The sequence below is a fragment of the Arthrobacter russicus genome (assembly GCF_031454135.1).
Taxonomy (GTDB): domain Bacteria; phylum Actinomycetota; class Actinomycetes; order Actinomycetales; family Micrococcaceae; genus Renibacterium; species Renibacterium russicum.
In genome coordinates this window covers 216,972-236,654 of record NZ_JAVDQF010000001.1, presented here as the reverse complement: position 1 = coordinate 236,654, position 19,683 = coordinate 216,972, and the positions used below count along the sequence as shown (strand labels likewise).

The 19,683-nt window shown below is 63.3% G+C and carries 22 protein-coding genes; 10 read left to right on the top strand and 12 right to left on the bottom strand.

The features are described from left to right. Nucleotides 1–24: 24 nt before the first annotated feature. The 3 genes from JOE69_RS01065 to JOE69_RS01055 all read right to left on the bottom strand — a co-directional run bounded on the left by JOE69_RS01065 (nt 25) and on the right by JOE69_RS01055 (nt 2,479). Nucleotides 25–1,032: a sugar phosphate isomerase/epimerase family protein gene (locus JOE69_RS01065; RefSeq protein ID WP_309795324.1), complete on the bottom strand. Its 1,008-nt coding sequence runs from the start codon at nt 1,030–1,032 to the stop codon at nt 25–27. 104 nt (nt 1,033–1,136) lie between these two features. Continuing rightward, nucleotides 1,137–1,850: an SRPBCC family protein gene (locus JOE69_RS01060; protein WP_309795322.1), complete on the bottom strand. Its 714-nt coding sequence runs from the start codon at nt 1,848–1,850 to the stop codon at nt 1,137–1,139. Then, nucleotides 1,847–2,479: a winged helix-turn-helix domain-containing protein gene (locus JOE69_RS01055; protein WP_309795320.1), complete on the bottom strand. Its 633-nt coding sequence runs from the start codon at nt 2,477–2,479 to the stop codon at nt 1,847–1,849. Before JOE69_RS01055 ends, JOE69_RS01060 begins: the two co-directional genes overlap by 4 nt. A gap of 106 nt (nt 2,480–2,585) precedes the next feature. Here JOE69_RS01055 and JOE69_RS01050 point away from each other — a divergent pair, with 106 nt between their 5' ends. The 5 genes from JOE69_RS01050 (at nt 2,586) to JOE69_RS01030 (ending at nt 5,579) form a co-directional block, all read left to right on the top strand. Then, nucleotides 2,586–3,449: an alpha/beta fold hydrolase gene (locus JOE69_RS01050; RefSeq protein WP_309795318.1), complete on the top strand. Its 864-nt coding sequence runs from the start codon at nt 2,586–2,588 to the stop codon at nt 3,447–3,449. Between the two features lie 82 nt (nt 3,450–3,531). Then, entirely contained in the window at nt 3,532–4,050 is a 519-nt protein-coding gene (locus tag JOE69_RS01045) for a sigma-70 family RNA polymerase sigma factor (protein ID WP_309795316.1), read from the top strand. Beyond that, entirely contained in the window at nt 4,047–4,760 is a 714-nt protein-coding gene (locus JOE69_RS01040) for an anti-sigma factor family protein (protein WP_309795315.1), read from the top strand. Before JOE69_RS01045 ends, JOE69_RS01040 begins: the two co-directional genes overlap by 4 nt. A 96-nt stretch (nt 4,761–4,856) precedes the next feature. Further along, nucleotides 4,857–5,288: a DUF3054 domain-containing protein gene (locus tag JOE69_RS01035; protein WP_309795313.1), complete on the top strand. Its 432-nt coding sequence runs from the start codon at nt 4,857–4,859 to the stop codon at nt 5,286–5,288. A 9-nt stretch (nt 5,289–5,297) separates the two neighbouring features. Further along, nucleotides 5,298–5,579, top strand: a complete 282-nt coding sequence (locus JOE69_RS01030) for an Lrp/AsnC family transcriptional regulator (protein ID WP_309795311.1) — start codon at nt 5,298–5,300, stop codon at nt 5,577–5,579. Nucleotides 5,580–5,613: 34 nt separating this feature from the next. On the opposite strand, the gene trpD is transcribed toward JOE69_RS01030, so the two are convergent. Beyond that, the gene (gene trpD / locus JOE69_RS01025; protein ID WP_309795309.1) at nt 5,614–6,699 is read right to left on the bottom strand and encodes an anthranilate phosphoribosyltransferase; all 1,086 of its coding nucleotides are present in this window, start codon (nt 6,697–6,699) and stop codon (nt 5,614–5,616) included. A gap of 155 nt (nt 6,700–6,854) precedes the next feature. Between trpD and ctaE the strand changes: the two genes are divergently transcribed. The 4 genes from ctaE to qcrB all read left to right on the top strand — a co-directional run bounded on the left by ctaE (nt 6,855) and on the right by qcrB (nt 11,199). Continuing rightward, nucleotides 6,855–7,493 (top strand): aa3-type cytochrome oxidase subunit III, encoded by a 639-nt coding sequence (gene ctaE / locus JOE69_RS01020; RefSeq protein ID WP_296361974.1) that lies wholly within the window; start codon nt 6,855–6,857, stop codon nt 7,491–7,493. A 92-nt stretch (nt 7,494–7,585) separates the two neighbouring features. Next, a complete protein-coding gene (gene qcrC / locus JOE69_RS01015; protein ID WP_296361972.1) occupies nt 7,586–8,374 on the top strand; it encodes a cytochrome bc1 complex diheme cytochrome c subunit in 789 nt (262 codons plus the stop codon). Between the two features lie 84 nt (nt 8,375–8,458). Beyond that, nucleotides 8,459–9,490: a cytochrome bc1 complex Rieske iron-sulfur subunit gene (gene qcrA, locus JOE69_RS01010; protein ID WP_296361970.1), complete on the top strand. Its 1,032-nt coding sequence runs from the start codon at nt 8,459–8,461 to the stop codon at nt 9,488–9,490. A gap of 2 nt (nt 9,491–9,492) precedes the next feature. Then, entirely contained in the window at nt 9,493–11,199 is a 1,707-nt protein-coding gene (qcrB, locus tag JOE69_RS01005; protein ID WP_296361968.1) for a cytochrome bc1 complex cytochrome b subunit, read from the top strand. 69 nt (nt 11,200–11,268) lie between these two features. On the opposite strand, the gene JOE69_RS01000 is transcribed toward qcrB, so the two are convergent. From JOE69_RS01000 to JOE69_RS00970, 7 genes are all read right to left on the bottom strand, one after another. Then, the gene (locus JOE69_RS01000; protein WP_309795307.1) at nt 11,269–11,646 is read right to left on the bottom strand and encodes a VOC family protein; all 378 of its coding nucleotides are present in this window, start codon (nt 11,644–11,646) and stop codon (nt 11,269–11,271) included. Nucleotides 11,647–11,723: 77 nt separating this feature from the next. Next, nucleotides 11,724–12,509: a GntR family transcriptional regulator gene (locus JOE69_RS00995; protein ID WP_296361963.1), complete on the bottom strand. Its 786-nt coding sequence runs from the start codon at nt 12,507–12,509 to the stop codon at nt 11,724–11,726. 104 nt (nt 12,510–12,613) lie between these two features. Then, entirely contained in the window at nt 12,614–13,015 is a 402-nt protein-coding gene (locus JOE69_RS00990; protein ID WP_296361961.1) for a cytochrome c oxidase subunit 4, read from the bottom strand. A gap of 2 nt (nt 13,016–13,017) precedes the next feature. Next, complete coding sequence (gene ctaD / locus JOE69_RS00985; RefSeq protein ID WP_309795304.1) at nt 13,018–14,757, bottom strand: aa3-type cytochrome oxidase subunit I; 1,740 nt, start codon at nt 14,755–14,757, stop codon at nt 13,018–13,020. Nucleotides 14,758–14,769: 12 nt separating this feature from the next. Continuing rightward, nucleotides 14,770–15,642 (bottom strand): aa3-type cytochrome oxidase subunit II, encoded by an 873-nt coding sequence (gene ctaC / locus JOE69_RS00980; RefSeq protein ID WP_296361958.1) that lies wholly within the window; start codon nt 15,640–15,642, stop codon nt 14,770–14,772. 249 nt (nt 15,643–15,891) lie between these two features. Continuing rightward, nucleotides 15,892–16,266: a HesB/IscA family protein gene (locus JOE69_RS00975; protein WP_296361956.1), complete on the bottom strand. Its 375-nt coding sequence runs from the start codon at nt 16,264–16,266 to the stop codon at nt 15,892–15,894. A gap of 139 nt (nt 16,267–16,405) precedes the next feature. Beyond that, nucleotides 16,406–17,833: a dipeptidase gene (locus tag JOE69_RS00970; protein ID WP_309795303.1), complete on the bottom strand. Its 1,428-nt coding sequence runs from the start codon at nt 17,831–17,833 to the stop codon at nt 16,406–16,408. A gap of 66 nt (nt 17,834–17,899) precedes the next feature. On the opposite strand from JOE69_RS00970, the gene JOE69_RS00965 reads away from it, so the two are divergent. Further along, nucleotides 17,900–18,502, top strand: coding sequence for a DUF3043 domain-containing protein (locus tag JOE69_RS00965; RefSeq protein WP_296361953.1), 603 nt, complete (start codon nt 17,900–17,902; stop codon nt 18,500–18,502). 39 nt (nt 18,503–18,541) lie between these two features. Here the strand turns inward: JOE69_RS00965 and JOE69_RS00960 are convergent, their stop codons facing one another. Further along, nucleotides 18,542–19,606, bottom strand: a complete 1,065-nt coding sequence (locus tag JOE69_RS00960; protein WP_309795301.1) for a quinone-dependent dihydroorotate dehydrogenase — start codon at nt 19,604–19,606, stop codon at nt 18,542–18,544. Between the last annotated feature and the right edge of the window lie 77 nt (nt 19,607–19,683).

The window sequence follows — 19,683 nt, the reverse complement described above, 5'->3', positions numbered from 1 at the left end:
TAATCCGGCGATGCCTGGCCGGCGTCACCGCTTCGTCGCGAAGGCGGCATCGAACGCCGCCTCGCTCGGGGTGATCGCAGATAGCTTCCGGACCAAGCCCAAAGCTTCCGGCGCGCCAACCATGCGGTCCATGCCGGCATCTTCCCATTCGATGCTGGTCGGGCCGGCATAGCCGATCGAATTGAGCATCCGGAAGATTTTGTCCCAGGGGACCTCGCCGTGCCCGGCCGAGACGAAGTCCCAACCTCGGCGCGGATCTCCCCAAGGCAGCAACGATCCCAGCCGGCCATTGCGGCCATTGAGCTGCTTCGTCGATTCTTTGACGTGCACGTGGTAAATCCGGTCCCGGAAGTCGAACAAGAAGCCCATCGGGTCGAGGTCCTGCCACAGAAAATGCGAAGGGTCGAAATTCAGGCCGAAGCCCGGCCGGTTGCCGATGGCGTCCAGGGTCGCTTTGGTGGTCCAGTAATCGAAGGCGATTTCGGAGGGGTGGACCTCCAAAGCGAAGCGGACGCCGACCTCGTCGAAGACGTCGATGATCGGGTTCCAACGATCGGCGAAATCCCGGTAGCCGCGGGCGATCATCGCCTCCGGCACCGGCGGGAACATCGCCACGGTTTTCCAAATGGCGGATCCGGTGAATCCAGTGACTGTGCTGACGCCGAGGCGGGCCGCAGCCCGCGCGGTCATCTTGAGTTCTTCGGCGGCCCGTTGCCGGACCCCTTCCGGTTCACCGTCGCCCCAAACCCTGGCCGAGACGATTCCCTGGTGCCGTTCATCGATCGGATCGTCGCACACGGCTTGGCCATTGAGATGATTCGAAATCGCGTACACCTTGAGCCGGTGCCGCTCCAGGATGTCGAGCCGGTCGTGCAGGTAGGCGTCGTCTTCGGCTGCCCGCCAAACATCCAGGTGGTCTCCCCAGCAGGCGATCTCCAAACCGTCGAAGCCCCACTCCGACGCCCGTCGGGCCACTTCCTCGAAAGGCAAGTCTGCCCATTGGCCGGTGAACAACGTGATCGGACGCGACACGGCGACTCCACAACTTTGAATTGAATTCGGTCTACTTATGACGCTAGTCATACAGAAGTCGACTGTCAATGCTTGGATTCGCACCGCCGAATCCGGTCGCCGGCTCAGTAGAGTCCGGCCAACCATTCCTGCCACTGCGCGTCATGCACCTCGGCAGCCTCGCCGAATTCGTGGATGGTCATGCCCACGACCTGGCCGAACGCATTCCGACCGAAGAACCGGTACATCGCGTTTGCGGTGCGGACGCCGGCGAAGTGCTCGGTCAGATAGTCCAGCTCTCCGGCAATGGTCCCGATGCCAGGCACCTCGAAACTGATCTGCTGGCCTTGCTGCTCAGCCCCGATCGCCTGCTTGAGCACCTCGAAGGCCTGAGCCGAGCCCGATGCATCAGGCCCTTGAACGTCCGCGAAAGCGGCCTGACGGCCCGCGAAGTATTGCACGTACTGGCCCAAGGTGTGCAGGTAGAACGCCGTGTGCAGACGTACGCCGTCGTACTGATTGGCCCACTCGTCATCACTCATTTCGGTCAGGAAAATTCCGGAGTGCCGGTAGCGGACTCGAGTGGACTCATCGGGAAGTTCCTCGAAGACGTAGTCCAGGATGTTGAAAAAGCCGTCGGGCCCGGTCATCTCGATGCCGAAATGATTCGGCGGCTGCCAGGCGGTGACTTCGCTGCCGAACGGGCCTGCGCCGCCCAGGCGGGGTTCCACCTCCGCCGGCCACTGCCAACCGGAACCGCCGGCGACGACGGCCGCCCAGACCTGCTCCGGGCGGCCGTTGGCCACCGCTTCGGTGTTGACGTCGAATTTCCGGCTCATGCTGATTCTCCGATGCTGAGAAGGGGTTTGGTATGCGGTTCGGCGGGTGCCTTTTTCAAGCTGGGGTGCAGGGCGAAAACCATTCGGTGCGCGCGCCCGCCAGGCGCGTCGCGGTCGTGGTATTTCGACGACAGCAGGTCGATCTGCGCACTCAGTTCATGGACGAATTCGGCCCTGGCGGCAGCGTTGGCAAACCGGATTTCGCCATCGAAGGCGAAGGTCGCCAGCTTTTGCTTGGCTGCTGCCGCGCCGCTGAGCAAACGTCCGACGTCATGGATCAGACGCGCCGCCAAGGCGATCAGCCAGCGCGCCGAAAGCTGGTCCGGATGCCTCGCCGGGTCCGGTTCGATTGCGGAAAGCGCGATCGGTGAAATCACGAAGCTGCGGGCGCTCGACTGCATCACGCGTTCGGTCATATTGCCCTTGCGCCGCTCTTCCAGCAGCGCAACCAAACCGTGCTGCGCCAAGGCATTGAGGTGGTAGTTGACTTTTTGCCGTGGCAATCCGAGCCGCTGGGCCAAGCCGGCAGCCGAGGCGGGCTCCCGGAGTGCGGCCAGCAGCGCCGACCGGATCGGGTCCAGCAGCACCTCGGCCGCGGCCGGATCTTCGATGACGCCGAGTTCTTCCATAAATTCAAGATTCCCACCGACCATTTTATTTGTCAAGAACAAATAATCTGTCCGAATATTCAGCCGAAGCGGATAACCTGGAAAGCCAGAACCGAGGAAGGTGACCATGCGGCCGGCGGTATCGCAGTTCCACAGCGTCGAATCACGAGAGCGCCACGCGGCGGCCTACCAACACGCACTGGGCCTGCTTCCGGGCGACTTCGAGGCCCACGATGCCGAGACCGCGCACGGCAGCATCCGGATGTATTGCGGTGGCCCGCGGACGGCGCCCCCTTTGCTGTTGCTGGGCGGTCAGGACTCCCCCGGCTTCACCTGGTTCAAGGCGCTGCCGGCGCTGATCCGGGCCTATCGGGTCCTGGTAGCCGAGCCCTTGGGCGAAGTCGGGGCCTCGCAGCAACGGTTGCCGATATCCGATGCCCAGCAGAGTTCCGACTGTTTGGCCCAGGCCATCGCCGAGATCGAGCCGGCCGGCCGCCCATTGCGGATCGCGGCATCCGGGGCTTCCGCCCGGCCCGCCTTGGCACTTGCCCGGCGGGCTGAGCGCCGCGTCTCCGGATTGCTGCTTTTGGACCCATGGGGTTTTGGTGCCGAGGCGCCACGGACCGGTGCCAGGCGGCTTGCTGCCGGGCTGCTCGCCATGCTGCCGATGCCGGTACGCAGCCGAGCGGCCGAAAGACCGGGTTTCGAACAGCTGGCGATCCCGGAACTGGCCGGATACGCTCGGGCCATCCTGCCGTTCCAGCGCGCCCTGCCGGCCGTCGAACCGATCGGCTTCAACGACTTCAGCGCACCGGAGCCAGCCATTCGGCTGCTGATCTCGGACCGGAAACTTCGGCAACCGCAGCGGCAATGGCTCATCGAGCTGTCCCGGCAGCATCCTTCCGTGCGCTGGGAAAGCATCCCGGAGAATGCCGAGTCGCTGGCGTTGAGCCGGCCGGATCTACTCTCCGCGGCATTGCTTCGGCGATGAGCCGGCATCGGCTTCGGATAATTTTCCGACTGGGATTGAACCAATTCGATGGCTGCCCCGTTTGACCAATCAGGAGGGCGAAATGGGCCATGAGCACGCCGAGGGGCAAGAACTGCTTCTGCGCGCCCTGCACGACGCCCACGCCGCGGAGTTGGGCCGCTTCGTGAACCGGCTCACCGGAGACCACGCCTATGCCGAGGACGTCACGCAGGAAACCCTGTTCCGGGCCTGGCAGCGGCCGGGCGTCCTGGAACGTCCGGAAGCCGCCGTCCGGGCATGGCTCTTCACAGTCGCCCGGAACCTGGTGGTGGACGACTGGCGCAGCGCCCGGAACCGCCATGAAGTGGGCACCGACGCCCCGCCGGAGCAGCACCAGGCCGATGCCACCGACCGGGTGCTGGATTCATGGCTGGTGTCCGAGGCGCTGTCCGGTTTGTCCTCGGAACACCGCCAGGTATTGGTGCACGGCTACTACCGTTCGCTGTCCGTCAGGGAGATTGCGCAAGCATTGGGGGTCCCTGAGGGAACGGTGAAGTCCCGGATGCATTACGCGCTGCGGGCCATGAAGCTCGCATTGCAGGAGAGAGGAGTAACCCAATGAACGATTCACTGGACCCGTACACCCAGTGGGACGCCGCTTATGTTCTTGGTGCCCTCTCGCCCGCCGAACGGCACGAATTCGAGGCCCACTTGGCGAGTTGCCCACGCTGCGCGTCCGCCGTGGCCGAACTCGCCGGCATGCCCGGGCTTTTGGCCGGACTCAGCCAGGAACAGGCAATCGCCTTGACCGCCCCGGAATCGCCGGAGGCAGCCGAGGACTCGGTCGCCGACGTCCTTCCATTGTTGGCCAAGCGGGCCCGCCGTTCGAAAATACGACGCCGGCTGCTCAGCATCGGGGTCGCGGCAGCGGTCGCCGCCTCGGCGGTGGTTGCCACCGTGGTCGTGGTGCCGATCGTGACGGCTTCGGAAGCCCAAGCCGGAAGCGTTCCACTGATTTTCACTGCGGTCGAATCGCAGACCGTGACGGTTTCCGGCAAAGCGCTGCCGGTCGCTTGGGGCACCCAGATCGAATGGCGCTGCAGCTACCTGGCTAGCCGGAACACTCCCGGCTACACCGGTGGCCCGCCATCGCCTTATCAGCTTGTGGTGATCGAACGAAACGGCAAAGAAACCATCGCGGCCAGCTGGGACGCCTCAGAGGGCACCGTGGTTTCGCCGATCGCCACCGTGGACATCCCCTTGGCCGACATCGCCAGTGTCGAAGTGCGTTGGTCGGACAGCGGAAAGATCGCGGTCCGCGCCACGCTCTAGCCGCTGGCCGGTGAAAACGGCCGGATCCGGCGACTGCGCAACTGGGCAGGTTTCGCGGTTTTCCCATCCTGCAGCACGCCCTGTTAGCCTGCCAGAATGGACCAGATGCGATCTCCCGAATCCCAAGCTCGGCCGGCCCTGGCCACGAGTCGCGGCCTGGTCGGGTACGCGCTGCTTTTGGACCTCCTCCTGATCTTGGTTTTCGCGGTCTCCGGGCGGGCAAGCCATCAAGAAGCCAACCCGGTGCTCGGGGTCTTGGCCACGGCGTGGCCGTTTCTGGCCGGAGCCGCTCTGGGGTGGTTGGCCGGACGGCTTTGGCGGGCCCCGATCCGGGTCTGGCCGCACGGCGTCTGCCTGTGGCTGATCACGGTAATCGCCGGGATGCTTTTGCGGCTGCTCAGCGGCCGGACCGCCGAATGGAGTTTCGTGCTGGTCGCCACCGCCGTCCTGGCTTTGTTCCTGCTGGGCCACCGCGCGATCGCCGGATTGGTGATCCGGAAGCGGGCCGAACGATCCGGCGTGCGTTAGTCTGATGCTGTGATTACCGCATTCGTTCTGATCAAGACCAACGTGGACCGGATCCCCGAAGCCGCCCAGGAGATCTCCGAAATCGAAGGCATCAGCGAGGTGTATTCGGTGACCGGCGAGTGGGATCTCATCGCGGTGGCCCGGGTCAGCCAGCACGAAGCCTTGGCGGATGTCATTGCGGACAAACTCTCGAAGGTCGACGGCGTCCAAGCCACCACGACGCATATTTCCTTCCGCGCCTATTCCAAGCACGATTTGGACGCCGCGTTCTCGCTCGGCTTCGAGCACTGATTCCGGCCGGTTCAGCGAACCGGCCGGAGCCCGCTCAGCCGTTCCCGGCGATATGCGCGGAACTGAATCGGGCCCAAGCTTCCAGCACGGCGTTCGCCTGGCCGGTCGCGATGGCTGATTCGGCACGTGCCAAAGCCCGGCCCATCCGCTCCGTCAGGCTGCCGTTGCTTTCCTGATCGAACGACACCAGACCGGCCGCAGCGTTCAGGACCACGGCATCATGCACCGGTCCGGTAGCACCGGCCAGAGTATCGCGGGCGACTTGGGCATTGAATTGCGCGTCCTGCCCACGCAGATCCGCCACCGTGGCGCGCGCGATGCCGATCTCCTGCGGGTCGAAAAACTGCTCCTGGATCCCGCCCGCACGGAACTCCCACACCCGGGATGGTCCGGTGGTGGTCAATTCGTCCAATCCGTCGTCGCCGCGGAAGACCATGCCCCGGCTCCCCCGGCTGGCCAGCACTCCGGCCACCAACGGCGCCATGCGCGCGTCGGCCACGCCGACCGCCGAAGCAGAGGTGCGGGCCGGATTGGTCAACGGGCCCAAGAAATTGAAGGCCGTCGGAATGGCCATTTCCCGCCGGGGCACCGCGGTGTACCGGAAGGAAGGATGGAAAACCTGGGCGAAGCAGAAGGTGATTCCAACCTCGGAAGCAGCCCGGGCCACGGATTCGATGGAAAGATCCAACCGAACGCCGAGCGCCTCGAGCACATCTGCGGAGCCGGCGGCCGAAGACGAAGCCCGGTTGCCGTGCTTGACCACTTGCGCACCGGCCCCGGCGCAAACCAAGGCCGCCATGGTCGAGATGTTCACCGTGTTCAGCCGGTCACCGCCGGTTCCCACGATGTCCAGGGCCTCGCCGTCGAAAGGCAATGGTTTCGCATTCTTGAGCATCGAATCGGCCAGCCCGCCGAGTTCTTCGACGGTCTCGTGCTTGGCCCGCAAGGCGACCAGGAATCCAGCGATCTGCGCGTCGGATGCCAGTCCGGACATGATTTGGTCCATGGCCCACACAGTCTGTTCCCGGCTCAGATCGCGGCCGGCGATCAATTCCGTCAAGAGCAAGGGCCAGCTGGGCGTCGTCGGGGCACCGTTATCGGGGTTGCGGGGATCGCTCACTCTACGATGCTATCGGCGCGGCGCGGCGCGAAGCCAATATGACCCGGCTCCGCATCCCGCGGAACTTCCGCGAGTTTTCGCACGTTTGTAGAAAAAGATGCTGGCAAAGGCATTTCGTATTGGGCGCTGGGGAGTTTTACAGACATAATGTCTATGTGACATCTGCGACCCAAGCCCCCAGCGCCCCGGCACACCCCACGCTGAATCGGCCCAACATGGTTTCCGTAGGAACCGTGGTTTGGCTCTCCAGCGAGCTGATGTTCTTCGCGGGCCTCTTTGCCATGTACTTCACGCTGCGCTCCACTTCAGGCTCCCTGTGGGCTGAAGAGACGGCGAAGTTGAACTTCCCGTTCGCCCTGGTGAACACGATCATCCTGGTATCCAGCTCATTCAGCTGCCAGATGGGCGTCTTCGCTGCGGAGCGATTGCAGCCCCGACGCGTCGGCGGATTGTTCAAGTTCTCCCAATGGGGCATGGTCGAGTGGTTCTTCCTCACCTTCCTGCTCGGTGCGATCTTCGTCGCCGGCCAGTCGACGGAATACGCGATGCTCGTCTCCGAGCATGTGACCTTGTCGTCTAATGCCTACGGGTCGGTCTTCTATCTGACCACCGGATTCCACGGTTTGCACGTGATCGGCGGCCTGATCGCGTTCCTGTTCATCATCGGACGAGCCTATGCGGCGAAGAAGTTCGGGCATTTCGAGGCCACTAGCGCGATCGTGACCTCCTACTACTGGCACTTCGTTGACGTGGTCTGGATCGGACTGTTCCTCGTCATCTACGTGCTCAAGTAAGCCGAGCCGAACTTGACTGCATTTTTACCAGCGGAAGAATTTCACACAGCGGCTGCCCCAGCCGTCGAACCGAGAACAAAGGAACTTGACCGGTGAAGGCACTTTCACAGAAGCGTAGGCACCCGCTAGCGATCCTGGCATTGCTGTTGATGGGCTTGCTGCTCACGGGCGGCTTGTATTCTTTCGCGACATCGGTCAATCAGGCCAAGGCGGAATCCAATACCTTCACGGCGAGTGACGTGCAGGAAGGCGAAAAGCTCTTCTTGGCGAACTGCGCCACCTGCCACAATGCCGGCGGCGCGGGTACCCCGTCCGGGCCGACTCTGGTCGGCGTCGGTGCGGCAGCCGTGGACTTCCAGGTCGGCACCGGCCGGATGCCGATGCAGATGCAGGGACCGCAGGCGTTGCAGAAGCCCCAGCAGTTCAACGCAGAGCAGACCAAGCAACTCGCCGCCTATGTCGCCAGCCTCGGGGCTGGTCCGGCAATCCCCGGCGAAGAGTACTTGGACGGCAAGGGCAATGCGGCCGAAGGCGGCGAGCTCTTCCGCGTCAACTGCGCCATGTGCCACAATGCAGCGGCCGCCGGCGGCGCACTGACCCAGGGCAAATTCGCTCCGGGACTCGCCGGCGTCGAACCCGCACACATTTACGAAGCGATGATCACCGGACCGCAGAACATGCCGGTGTTCAGCGACGCCAACATCACCCCCGAAGGCAAGCGGGACATCATCACGTTCCTGAAGACCATTGAAGCCAACGGCTCACCCGGCGGTGCGCAGCTCGGCTCCCTGGGCCCGGTGGCCGAGGGCCTCTTCGTCTGGATCGCGGGCCTGGGCGTGGTCATCGCCTTCACCATTTGGTTGACGTCACGCACTTCGTGAGTTCGGCCGCCCGCTGCGACGGGCCAGTTTCGAAAAGTTTTGAAAGATTCCCCGTGAAACGGGACGACAGAAGGAAGAAGGACAATGGGCGACCGTAGTGACGACAAGCCGACAGGGTCGGAGGTCGAAGCTAAGGCTGGTCAGACGGTGTTGGAGACATTCCAGGATCCTGGAATCCCCCCGCACCGCCCCCGGCTGGCTGACACTGACCCGCGCGCGGCCAAGCGAGCTGAACGCCAAGTAGCCGTGCTTTTCGGCATTTCGGTACTGGGTACCATTCTCTTCTTCGTCGCATATTTCGGCGTTCGCCTCGACCAAAGCGTGGGGACGCTGCGGTTGCAGAACATGCTCCTCGGATTGGGCACCGCCTTCGCGATGCTCGGCATCGGAACCGGAATCGTGCACTGGGCGAAGGCCCTGATGCCGGACCATGAAGTTTCCGAAGAGCGCCACCCGATCCGCAGCGAAGAGGACCGCAAGGCCGCGGTGGAGATCGTCGACACGATCGCGGAAGAGAGCGGCATCAAACGCCGGCCCTTGATCCGGAACACCCTGATCGGAGCGATCGCATTGGCCCCGTTGCCGGCGATCGTGCTGTTCCGCGACCTGGACCTGAACCCGGACGTCAATTTGCTCCGGCACACCATGTGGAAAGAAGGCACCCGCCTGGTCCGCGACCCAACCGGCACCCCGATCAAAGCGTCGGACGTCACCCTGGGCTCAGCATTCCACGTGATTCCGGAAGGGCTCAACGAGCTCCAAGAAGGCAAGCTGAACGAAAAGGCCAAAGCCGTCGTGTTGTTGATGCGGCTGGACCCGGCTTCGCTGAATCCCTCCCCCGGGCGGGAAAATTGGGGTTACAACGGCATTGTGGCCTACTCGAAGATCTGCACCCACGTCGGTTGTCCGGTGGCTTTGTACGAGCAGCAGACGCACCACTTGCTGTGCCCCTGCCACCAATCGACCTTCGACCTCACGCAAGAGTGCAAGGTCATCTTCGGCCCGGCTGTGCGCCCGTTGCCGCAGCTGCCGATCAAGGTGGATGCCGAAGGTTACCTGGTGGCGCAGAGCGACTTCCATGAACCCGTCGGTCCGAGCTACTGGGAGCGTGGCTGATCATGAGCAATGCACTTACCAGCCACACTGCTGAAGCACCGTACACTCCGACCACCAAAGTCGGCCGGATCACCGACTTCGTCGACCAGCGCGTCGGCGGATCCGGAATCCTCAAGGAGTTCGGCCGCAAGGTCTTCCCCGACCACTGGACCTTCATGTTCGGTGAAGTGGCCCTGTACTCCTTCGTCATCTTGTTGCTCTCCGGCACCTTTCTGACCTTTTTCTTCGATCCCTCCATGGCGGAAACGCATTACAACGGCTCCTATGTGCCGTTGAAGGGCGTCGAAATGTCGGTCGCCTACAACTCGTCGTTGAACATCTCCTTCGAGGTCCGCGGCGGCCTGTTCATGCGGCAGGTGCACCACTGGGCGGCGCTGCTCTTCGTAGCAGCGGTATCCGTGCACATGCTGCGGGTGTTCTTCACCGGAGCGTTCCGCAAACCGCGTGAATTGAACTGGGTCGTCGGCGCCACTTTGGTGCTGCTGTCCCTGGGCGCCGGGTTCACCGGCTACTCGCTGCCTGACGATCTGCTCTCCGGCAACGGCCTGCGGATCATCGACGGCATCCTGAAGGCGATCCCGGTGGTCGGCACCTACATCTCGTTCTTCCTGTTCGGCGGTGAGTTCCCGGGAACCATGGTGATCAGCAGGCTCTATGTGCTGCACATCCTGTTGATCCCCGCGATCATCCTGCTGATGATCGTGATCCACCTGTTCATGGTCGTGGTGCACAAGCACACCCAGTACCCCGGGCCCGGCCGCAGCGACAACAATGTCGTCGGCTACCCGCTCGGACCGGTCTACGCAGCCAAAGCAGGCGGGTTCTTCTTCATCGTGTTCGGCATCATCGCGGCGATGGCGGCGTTCTTCACGATCAACCCGATCTGGAACTACGGGCCTTACGACCCGTCACCGGTATCCGCCGGCACCCAGCCCGACTGGTACATCGGCGTGTTCGACGGCGCGCTCCGGCTCATGCCGGGCTGGCTGTGGAACTTCCCCTTCGAATGGGAGATCCCGTTCCCCTGGGGAACCAACACGCTGAGCTTCAACGTGATCGGCGCCGCCATGATCCCGGCCGGCATCATCTTCGGCTTGCTGTTCACCTACCCCTGGATCGAGCGCTGGATCACCAAGGACGACCGCGAGCACCACGTCTTGGACCGTCCGCGCAACGTGCCGACCCGTACTGCGATCGGCGCCGCCGGCGTCGTGTTCTACTGCGTCATGTGGGCGGCTGCGAGTTCGGACTTGATCGCAACGCACTTCCACGTTTCACTCAACGACGTGACCTATTGGTTGCGCACGCTGTTCTTCATCGGCCCGATCTTGGCTTACCAGATCACCAAGCGCATCGCCTTGGCGCTGCAGCGCAAGGACCGCGAGATCGTGCTGCACGGACGGGAAACCGGCCGGATCATCCGCTTGCCGCATGGCGAGTACAAGGAAAAGCACGCACAGCTGGACGAATACAAGCGGTACCGTTTGGTCAGCTTCGAATCGCCGAAGGTGCTTCCCGCGGAGCCCAACGAAAAGGGCATCGTGGTAGCCAAGGAAAAGCGTCGCGCTTGGCTCTCCAAGTGGTTCTTCGAAGACCGGGTCGCCCCGGTCACTCCGGCTGAGCACCAGGCAGCTTTGGAGCATGCTGCGCACGAAGAGCACGCCGACCACGAGGCATTGGAAGCGAACGACAAGGCATTGTCGAAGTAGTCGCTGCTCCCCCGCGGACCCGAGGGCCCCTGCCGCCATTCAGCTGAATGGCGGCAGGGGCCCTTTCCACTATGCCCTCGCGTTCGGTGTCCACAATCCGAAGGAAATCCCGGTTGGATCGAGAAAGGTGCCGAACCACCGGTCTGCTCCGCCCAATGCGGTACGCGACCTTTCGATGACGCCGCCCAAGGCGGCCGCGCGTGCCAAAGTGGCCTCCAGATCCTCCGCCAGGAGATAGACGCGGTTCCCCGCCGTCGGCAATCTCGGCGAGGGGGCGCGCTGCAATCCGCCGATATCCCGAGCCGCGTCCTTGATGACCCAATAGTCTGCGCCCAGCTCGGTATCCGCAAAAGCTGCTTCGAAGCGCCAGCCGAAGAGCGAACCGTGGAAGTGCTGGAACAGCTCCGGGTTGTCGGTCTCCACTTCCCACCATACGATGCCTGCCATCAGGTCATATTACGGCGTGGCCGCCGGCTCTGCTGGGAAAGCGTCGCGGACCGCAGCCTGGACGCCTCGGTGCGGGCCTAGCTGCGCCGGGAAGGGACTTGCCGGGTGCTCCGCACCCCGGGCCGTTGCAGCGGCACCCAGAGCTTGTAGCGGTCCGCACGATAGTAGGACACCGAGTAGTCCACGACGATTCCGGAGACGAAGGCATGCCGCTGGATCTTCAGCAGCGGCGCTCCGGTCTCCACCTTGAGTTGCCGGGCCACGGTGGGCGCTGCGGCTGCAGCTTCGATCATGTCCTCGCCCCACTCCATGACGAGGCCGTAACGCTCGCCCAGGGTGTTGTACAACGAGGTCGGGGCCGGTCCGTCGGTGAGTCCCGGCACCCGGTACCCGGGGATGAAATTCTCGTCCACGCTCATCGGCTCTTCGTCGGCCAGCAGCAGCCGCCGGAACCGGACCACCATTTGGCCTTCGTGCAGTTGCAGTTCCCGGGCCACGCTCGCACTGGCCTGGATCAACTCGAAGTCCAAGACTTTGGCGTCCGGCACCATGCCGCGGCGCTGCATTTCTTCCGAGTACGAGGTCAGTTTGACCTGCAGGTCTAGCTTGGGCCGATGCACGAAAGTACCCAGACCCACCACCCGGTCCAGCACCTCGGCCGAGACCAGCGTGTCGATCGCTTGCCGGACGGTCATCCGGGCGACTCCGAACCGGGCCGCGATATCGCGTTCCGAGGGTATCGCCGTCGCGGGTGAACTCTTGGTCCGCACGTACTGCCGCAAAAGCTCAGCGAGCTGCAGATAGATCGCCGTGCCGGAGGAACGGTCGATCTCACCGCCGATCAACTCTGCAGCATCGCTCATGAGCCAACCCCTCGGTGGTAGTTAAAAAGCTTCGGATGCATTTCCGGCCCGGGACGGGAAATTTCCCTCCGCAAGCCGGAAATGCATCCGAAATGAAGCAACGCCTAGTGCGCGTGGTCTCCGCGGCTGTATTCGAAGACCCAACCGACCAGGCCGATGGCGGCGATACCGGCCGAGATGAAGACGATCCACCAGCCCAGCGCCAAACCCGCGAACGCCGTGGCGCAGGCCAGGCCGAGCACCAGAGGCCACCACGACCACGGGCTGAAGTGCCCCTGCTCGCCGGCGCCTTCGTGGATCTCGCCGTTGTTGCGGTCTTCCGGACGCAAGCCCACCCGCTTGGCGGTGAACGCGAGGTAGAAGCCGATCATTCCGGCCAGGCCGCCGACCAGGAGGATGCCGAGAATGCCGACCCATTCGCTCCAGTTGGTCATGAAACCGTAGACCACATCGACCACCAGGAAGAAGGGCACGCCGAGGAAAAACAGCCGCGATTCGATCAACATGATTATTTCTCCTTGGCGGCTTGGTCGCGTTGGTCGGCATTGCCCAAGACTGCGGCAGCCGGTTGTGGATCAGTCGCGGTGTTCCACTGGGCCAGCTCCGGGTGGTGCAGGTCCAAAGCAGGCCGCTCGGAACGGATTCTGGGCAGCGAAGTGAAATTGTGCCGCGGCGGCGGGCAGGAGGTTGCCCACTCCAGCGAGGCGCCGAAGCCCCACGGGTCGTCGACTTCTACCCGCTTCTTGGAACGCCAGGTGATGTACACATTCCAGAAGAAGGGAATCAGCGAGGCGCCGAGCACGAACGAGGAAATCGTGGAGAACTGGTTCATCCAGGTGAACCCGTCTTCCTGGAGGTAATCGGCATAGCGTCGCGGCATACCGAGCACCCCGAGCCAGTGCTGGATCAGGAAGGTGCCGTGGAAGCCCAGGAACAACATCCAGAAATGGATCTTGCCGAGCCGCTCGTTGAGCATCTTGCCGGTCCACTTGGGCCACCAGAAGTAGAATCCGGCGAACATCGCGAACACGACGGTGCCGAAGACCACGTAGTGGAAGTGCGCAACCACGAAGTACGTGTCGGAAACCGGGAAATCAAGCGGCGGTGACGACAGGATAATCCCGGTGAGACCTCCGAACAGGAAGGTGATCAGGAAGCCGAGGCTCCAGAGCATCGGTGTCTCGAATGTCAATGACCCTCGCCACATGGTGCCTATCCAGTTGAAGAACTTCACCCCGGTTGGCACCGCGATCAGCATCGTCATGAACGAGAAGAACGGAAGCAGCACCTGGCCGGTGACGTACATGTGGTGCGCCCAGACGGTCACGGAGAGCGCCGCGATCGCAATTGTGGCGTAGACCAGGCCTTTGTAGCCGAAGATCGGCTTGCGGCTGAACACCGGGAAGATCTCCGAAACGATGCCGAAGAACGGCAAGGCGATGATGTACACCTCGGGATGGCCGAAGAACCAGAACAAGTGCTGCCAGAGAATGGCGCCGCCGTTTTCCGGATCGAAAACATGCGCGCCGAACCTTCGGTCGGCACCGAGCGCGAACAACGCCGCGGCCAGCGGCGGGAAGGCCATCAGGACCAGGATCGAGGTCACCAGGGCATTCCAGGTGAAGATCGGCATCCGCCACATGGTCATACCGGGGGCGCGCATGCAGATGATCGTGGTGATGAAGTTCACCGCACCGAGGATCGTGCCGAAGCCGGACAAGGCGAGGCCGAACACCCACAAGTCACCGCCGATGCCCGGGGTGAAGGTGGTATTCGACAATGGCGCATAGGCGAACCAGCCGAACGAAGCAGCACCTTGAGGGGTCACGAAGCCGGAAACCGCGATCGTGCTGCCGAACAGGAAGAACCAGAAGGCCAGTGCGTTCAACCGCGGGAAGGCCACATCCGGAGCTCCGATCTGCAGCGGCATGATCACGTTGGTGAAGCCGGCGAAGAGCGGAGTTGCGAACATCAGCAACATGATCGTCCCGTGCATCGTGAAGAGCTGGTTGTACTGCTCTTTGGTCTGCAGGATCTGCATGCCCGGTTCGAAGAGTTCGGCGCGGATCAGCAACGCCATGACGCCGCCGAGGCAGAAGAAGATGAACGAGGCGATCAGGTACATGTAGCCGATCGTCTTATGGTCGGTGGAGGTGATCCAGTTGACCACCAAACGGCCTTTCGAGACCGGAACCTTCCGTTCTTCGACCTGGTTTTGCTCGGGAGCAGTTTCGGTAAGTGTCGACACCTGTCCGGACCCCTATTTCTTTTCGTTCAGGTTGGGATTGCGGTCGTATTCGCTGCCGAGCGAGCCGGTGTTGCCGGCGGCCTTGAGCTTCGCCAGGTGGTCCTGGAACTCCTGCTCGGTCACCACTTTGACCCGGAACAGCATCTCGGAGTGGTACTCACCGCAGAGCTCGGCGCATTTTCCGTCGTACGTGCCCAAGGCAGTCGGCGTGAAGTTGAGGTAGTTGGTCTTGCCCGGGATCATGTCCCGCTTCTGCAGGAAGGCCGGAACCCAGAAGGAGTGGATCACATCGCGCGAATTGAGCTCCAGCTCAACGCTGCGGTTGACCGGCAAATAGAGCGTCGGCAGTTTTTCCTTGTCGATCGGCTGGCCGTTGAGCGGCACCTGCTGGGTCGACTCGTAGACGCTCTCCGAAATGTCGTTTCCGGAAAGGTAGTTGAAGTCCCACGCCCACTGCTTGCCCCGCACATCGATCTTGATCTGCGGGTTGGGGTCACGGGCGTCGATCGCCTGCTGGTCCCGATCGGTGAAATAGAAGAACACCAAGACCATGAACAGCGGAATGGTCAGGTAGAACACTTCCAAAGGGAGGTTCGCAGACATCTGCCGCGGGTAACCTACGGTTCCCTTGCGGCGACGGTAGGCGATGATGCACCAGATGATCAGGCCCCAGGTGATGATGCCCACGGCAAGCGCCGCGATCCAGGAATTGACCCAGAGATCAATGACCCTGGAAGTGTGGTTCGTGGTATCCCGCTCAGTCGGCAACCAGCCGTTCTTCATCTCGGGGGTACATGCCGACAAGACCAATGCGCTGGTGATCCCCACTGCTGTAACAGCGAGTACCTTGGCGCGTCGGCTGCCGGTTCGGTGCTGCGAACTCACAGACGGCCCTTCCTTTTGTTGCGTGCGTCCGGAAGCTGTTTTCGCGGCCGCGTTCTGCATTCAAAACTGTGTTCTTTTTGTGTTCTACTACTGCGTGTAGAGAGTATTCCCTTAGAGCTTACCGCGCTCGGGAACTTTTTGCGCACACTCTGTCTGGCGCGTCAGTTTCACTGCCGTTTCGGGCTGCCCGGATCCCCTCCGGACATACGAAAGGCCCGGAGCCCCGGGCCTTTCGATTGCCGATTTGATTTAGTGGAACGAGTCGCCGCAGGCGCACGAGCCGCCAGCATTAGGGTTGTCGATGGTAAAGCCCTGTTTGGCGATGGTGTCCTCGAAATCGATGCTCGCGCCGTCCAAATACGGAACGCTCATTTTGTCGACGACGACCTCTACACCGTCGAAATCGCGAACCGCATCGCCGTCGAGCATCCGCTCGTCGAAATACAGCTGGTAGATCAAACCAGAACAGCCGCCGGGCTGCACCGCGACCCGCAAACGCAGATCGGTCCGGCCTTCCTGCTCCAGCAGGCTGCGCACTTTCTGCGCGGCGACATCGCTCAAGCCGACGCCGTGGCTTTCCAGCTCGGTCGCCGGGTCGGCAGCAGTATCAGTCGTGGTCGTCATATCAGAATCCTAACTCTGGTGTACAACAATGGTACGTCCGACGGCCGGAACTTCCCAGCTGCCGGGCCGGAGATTACCCCTCAGTCTGCTCAACCGCGGAATCGCCCCGGTTGTTCCCGCCGCTGCGCCGCGAGCAGGCTCATCCGGCATTGAGCCGGGCCAACAGCAGCGCCTCGGCCAACACGGCCTTTTCGAATTCCGCCAGATGCAGCGATTCATTCGCGCTGTGCGCCCGGGAATCGGGATCCTCGACGCCGGTGATCAGGATCTGCGCAGTCGGGTACAGCTCCGTCAGGTCTGCGATGAAGGGGATCGAACCGCCCATCCCGGCCTCGACCGGATCGACTCCCCAGGCCGTCTGCAATGCCCACAACATGTTCTGCGCCGCCGGGGCCGCGGTGTCGGTGGCGAAGGCATTGCCCTGCTCCCCCGGCACGAAGCGGACCTGCGCCGTCTTCGGTGCGTGCTTTTCGACGTGCGCGGCGATCGCGTCCATGGCGTCCTGCGGAACCTGCCCCGGGGCCAGCCGGAGGCTGATCTTCGCTGCGGCACGAGCCTGGATGGTATTCGAACTCACGGCGACCGCGGGCGCGTCGAAACCGATCACCGACAGCGCCGGACGGGACCACAGCCGCGCCGCGATGCTGCCCTCCCCGGAAAGCTCCTGGCCGTCCAAGACCGAAGCGTCGGCGCGGAAATCTGCCTCCTGGTAGTCGATCTCCGGATCGGCTGCCCGGTGCAGGCCCTCGATCGCCACCGAACCTTTCTGATCGTGGAAGGTTGCCAGCAACCGGATCAATTGCGTCGGCGCATCCAGGACCGGTCCACCGAACATCCCGGAATGCACCGAGTGGTCGAGCACCTCGACCTCGACCACGCCGTCGACCAGGCCGCGCAGGCTCGTGGTCAGAGCCGGCACGCCGACCTTCCAGTTGCCCGAATCGGCAACCACGATCACCTCGGCGCGGAGCAGTTCCTGGTGCGCTTCCAGGAAGCGGCGGAACGTCGGTGAGCCGGCTTCTTCTTCGCCTTCGATGAACAATGTCACCCCGACGCCGAAATCGTCGCCCAGAACCTCGGACACCGCGCGGAGTGCCGCGACGTGCGCGAGCACCCCGGCTTTGTCGTCCGCGACGCCGCGCCCCCACAGCCGGCCCGCCCTGGCCACCGGTGCGAACGGCTCCGAGTCCCACAGTGCGGAGTCGCCGGGCGGTTGCACGTCGTGGTGCGCATAGAGCAGGATTGTGGGCTTGCCGGGTGCCGCTAGTTTTCGCGCCACCACGGCCGGCCCGCCCGGCGTCCCGTCGTCCTTGTTCTCGCGCAGGATCTGCACCTCGTCCACGCCGACTTCGCGGATCAAAGCGGCGACCGCTTCGGCACTGCGGTCCAGCTGGGCCTGGTCGAAGGCGGCCCAGGCGATGCCGGGGATCTTCACCAATTCGATCAGGGCGGAAACCGTACGGTCGAAGTCTTGGTGCACAGCGGCCCGGAGGGCGTCAACGACCTCGGGTGACGGCTGGCTGGGCGTGGGCACGTTGGATTCGGGGATGGTTGAACTCGTGGTCATGAACCGAACCTTACCGCGCGGCCCGGCCCGCTCCAAGGGCACTGCCCAGCCGGGTATCCTTGAAGGGTGTTTGGAAGAAACAAGGAAGCCACGCCCGCCCAAGACGTCGTCGACGAGCTTGCAGCCGACCGTGCGAAAAATGACCCCCGTGCAGGAAAAGGCGTCCCCACTCCGAGCCGCAAGGAGCAGGAAGCCGCGCGGAAGCGTCCGCTGGTTCCGAATGACCGCGGCGCAGCCAAAGCTGCGGACCGGGAAGCCCGGCGGGAGGCCCAATTGAAAACCCGGGCCGCATTGGACACCGGCGATGAGCGCTACCTGCCGATCCGGGACAAGGGTCCGCAGCGGCGGTTCGCCCGCAACGTGGTCGATGTCCGGACCAGCCTGGGCGAATTCGTCATGTTCATCGCACTGGCGATCGTGGTGCTGACTTTGTTCGTTCCCGGCAGCATCGAATTCCAGTCGTATATCTTCATCGGTTTCTGGGCCATCGTGGTTTTGGTGGCAGTCGACGCGTTCTTCTTCGCCCGTCGGCTGAAGAAGCGGGTGATCGCCAAGTTCGGCTCGGTCGACCAAGGCGTGGTTTGGTACGGCGTGATCCGTTCGCTGCAATTCCGTCGGCTGCGGTTGCCCAAGCCGCAGGTCAAGCGCGGCGGGGTCGTCGAAGACTGATCGTCGCCGCGCGGGAAGCAGCGCCCGGCTGACCGGAACTCAGACCCGCTTCGCCAAATATTTGTTGATCCGGGAAACCCAGAACGGCCCTTCGTACAGGAACGCGGTGTAACCCTGGACCAAGGTGGCTCCCGCATCCAGCCGCTCCTGCACCTGGGCGCCAGTTTCCACCCCGCCCACGGAGATCAAGGTGAGCCGCTCGCCGGCGAGTTCCCGGATCCGACGCAACACTTCCAGCGAACGCTGCTGCAACGGTGCGCCGGACAGTCCACCGACACCGTATTTCATCACCTGCTCGGAGGCGGTCTGCAATCCTTCGCGGGTGATTGTGGTGTTGGTGCAGATGATGCCGTCCAGGCCAAGGTCCAGAGCCAACGCGGTGACCTCGTCGATGTCCTGGTCCGACAGGTCCGGTGCGATCTTGACCAACAACGGTACCCGCCGCCCCGCCGCCTCGCTTGAAACCTCACGGACCTCGGTGAGCAGAGGGCGCAAGGTCTCGACGTCTTGCAGCAGCCGCAAGCCTGGCGTGTTCGGCGAGGAGACGTTCACGACCAGATAATCGGCGACTGCGGCCAGCGCCCGGGTGCTGATCAGGTAATCACCGACGGCTTCTGCCAGGTCGACCTTTTTGGTCTTCCCGATGTTCACCCCGACCACCGGCCGCGCCGCACGGGAACTGCGTTCGAGTCCGGCCCGCGCCTCGGCCAGCCGAGGAGCCACCGCTGCCGCTCCGTCGTTGTTGAACCCCATCCGGTTGATCAGCGCCCGGTCTTTCACCAGACGGAACAGCCGCGGCTTCGGATTCCCCGGCTGCGCCTGCCCGGTGATGGTACCCACTTCGACGTGGCCGAAGCCGAGATCGGCCAAAGCCTGCACCCCGTGGCCCTCCTTGTCGAAACCTGCCGCCAGGCCGAACGGCGAGGGAAAGGTCCGGCCCAGAGCCGTGACCTGCAGCGAGGCCGCGGGACGGGTGATCGCGCGCAGCGCCGGACCGGCCCCGCATCGGTGTGCCAACCGAATCAAACCGAAGCCGATCCGATGCGCATTTTCGGCGTCCATCCAGGAGAAGCAGACGCGGAAGAAGAGCGGGTAAAGACGCATGGGTCTAGTTTTCCGTCTGGACGCCGCGATTCAAAATGCGCGCAGCACCGCGGCCGTCGCGGAGATAGCATGGAACC

Coding starts and splice junctions, on each gene's coding strand:
- JOE69_RS01060 (WP_309795322.1), bottom strand. CDS start 1,850: ATGAGCCGGAAATTCGACGTCAACACCGAAGCGGTGGCCAACGGCCGC.
- JOE69_RS01055 (WP_309795320.1), bottom strand. CDS start 2,479: ATGGAAGAACTCGGCGTCATCGAAGATCCGGCCGCGGCCGAGGTGCTG.
- JOE69_RS01050 (WP_309795318.1), top strand. CDS start 2,586: ATGCGGCCGGCGGTATCGCAGTTCCACAGCGTCGAATCACGAGAGCGC.
- JOE69_RS01045 (WP_309795316.1), top strand. CDS start 3,532: ATGGGCCATGAGCACGCCGAGGGGCAAGAACTGCTTCTGCGCGCCCTG.
- JOE69_RS01040 (WP_309795315.1), top strand. CDS start 4,047: ATGAACGATTCACTGGACCCGTACACCCAGTGGGACGCCGCTTATGTT.
- JOE69_RS01035 (WP_309795313.1), top strand. CDS start 4,857: ATGGACCAGATGCGATCTCCCGAATCCCAAGCTCGGCCGGCCCTGGCC.
- qcrA (WP_296361970.1), top strand. CDS start 8,459: ATGGGCGACCGTAGTGACGACAAGCCGACAGGGTCGGAGGTCGAAGCT.
- qcrB (WP_296361968.1), top strand. CDS start 9,493: ATGAGCAATGCACTTACCAGCCACACTGCTGAAGCACCGTACACTCCG.
- JOE69_RS01000 (WP_309795307.1), bottom strand. CDS start 11,646: ATGGCAGGCATCGTATGGTGGGAAGTGGAGACCGACAACCCGGAGCTG.
- JOE69_RS00995 (WP_296361963.1), bottom strand. CDS start 12,509: ATGAGCGATGCTGCAGAGTTGATCGGCGGTGAGATCGACCGTTCCTCC.
- JOE69_RS00990 (WP_296361961.1), bottom strand. CDS start 13,015: ATGTTGATCGAATCGCGGCTGTTTTTCCTCGGCGTGCCCTTCTTCCTG.
- JOE69_RS00975 (WP_296361956.1), bottom strand. CDS start 16,266: ATGACGACCACGACTGATACTGCTGCCGACCCGGCGACCGAGCTGGAA.
- JOE69_RS00970 (WP_309795303.1), bottom strand. CDS start 17,833: ATGACCACGAGTTCAACCATCCCCGAATCCAACGTGCCCACGCCCAGC.
- JOE69_RS00960 (WP_309795301.1), bottom strand. CDS start 19,606: ATGCGTCTTTACCCGCTCTTCTTCCGCGTCTGCTTCTCCTGGATGGAC.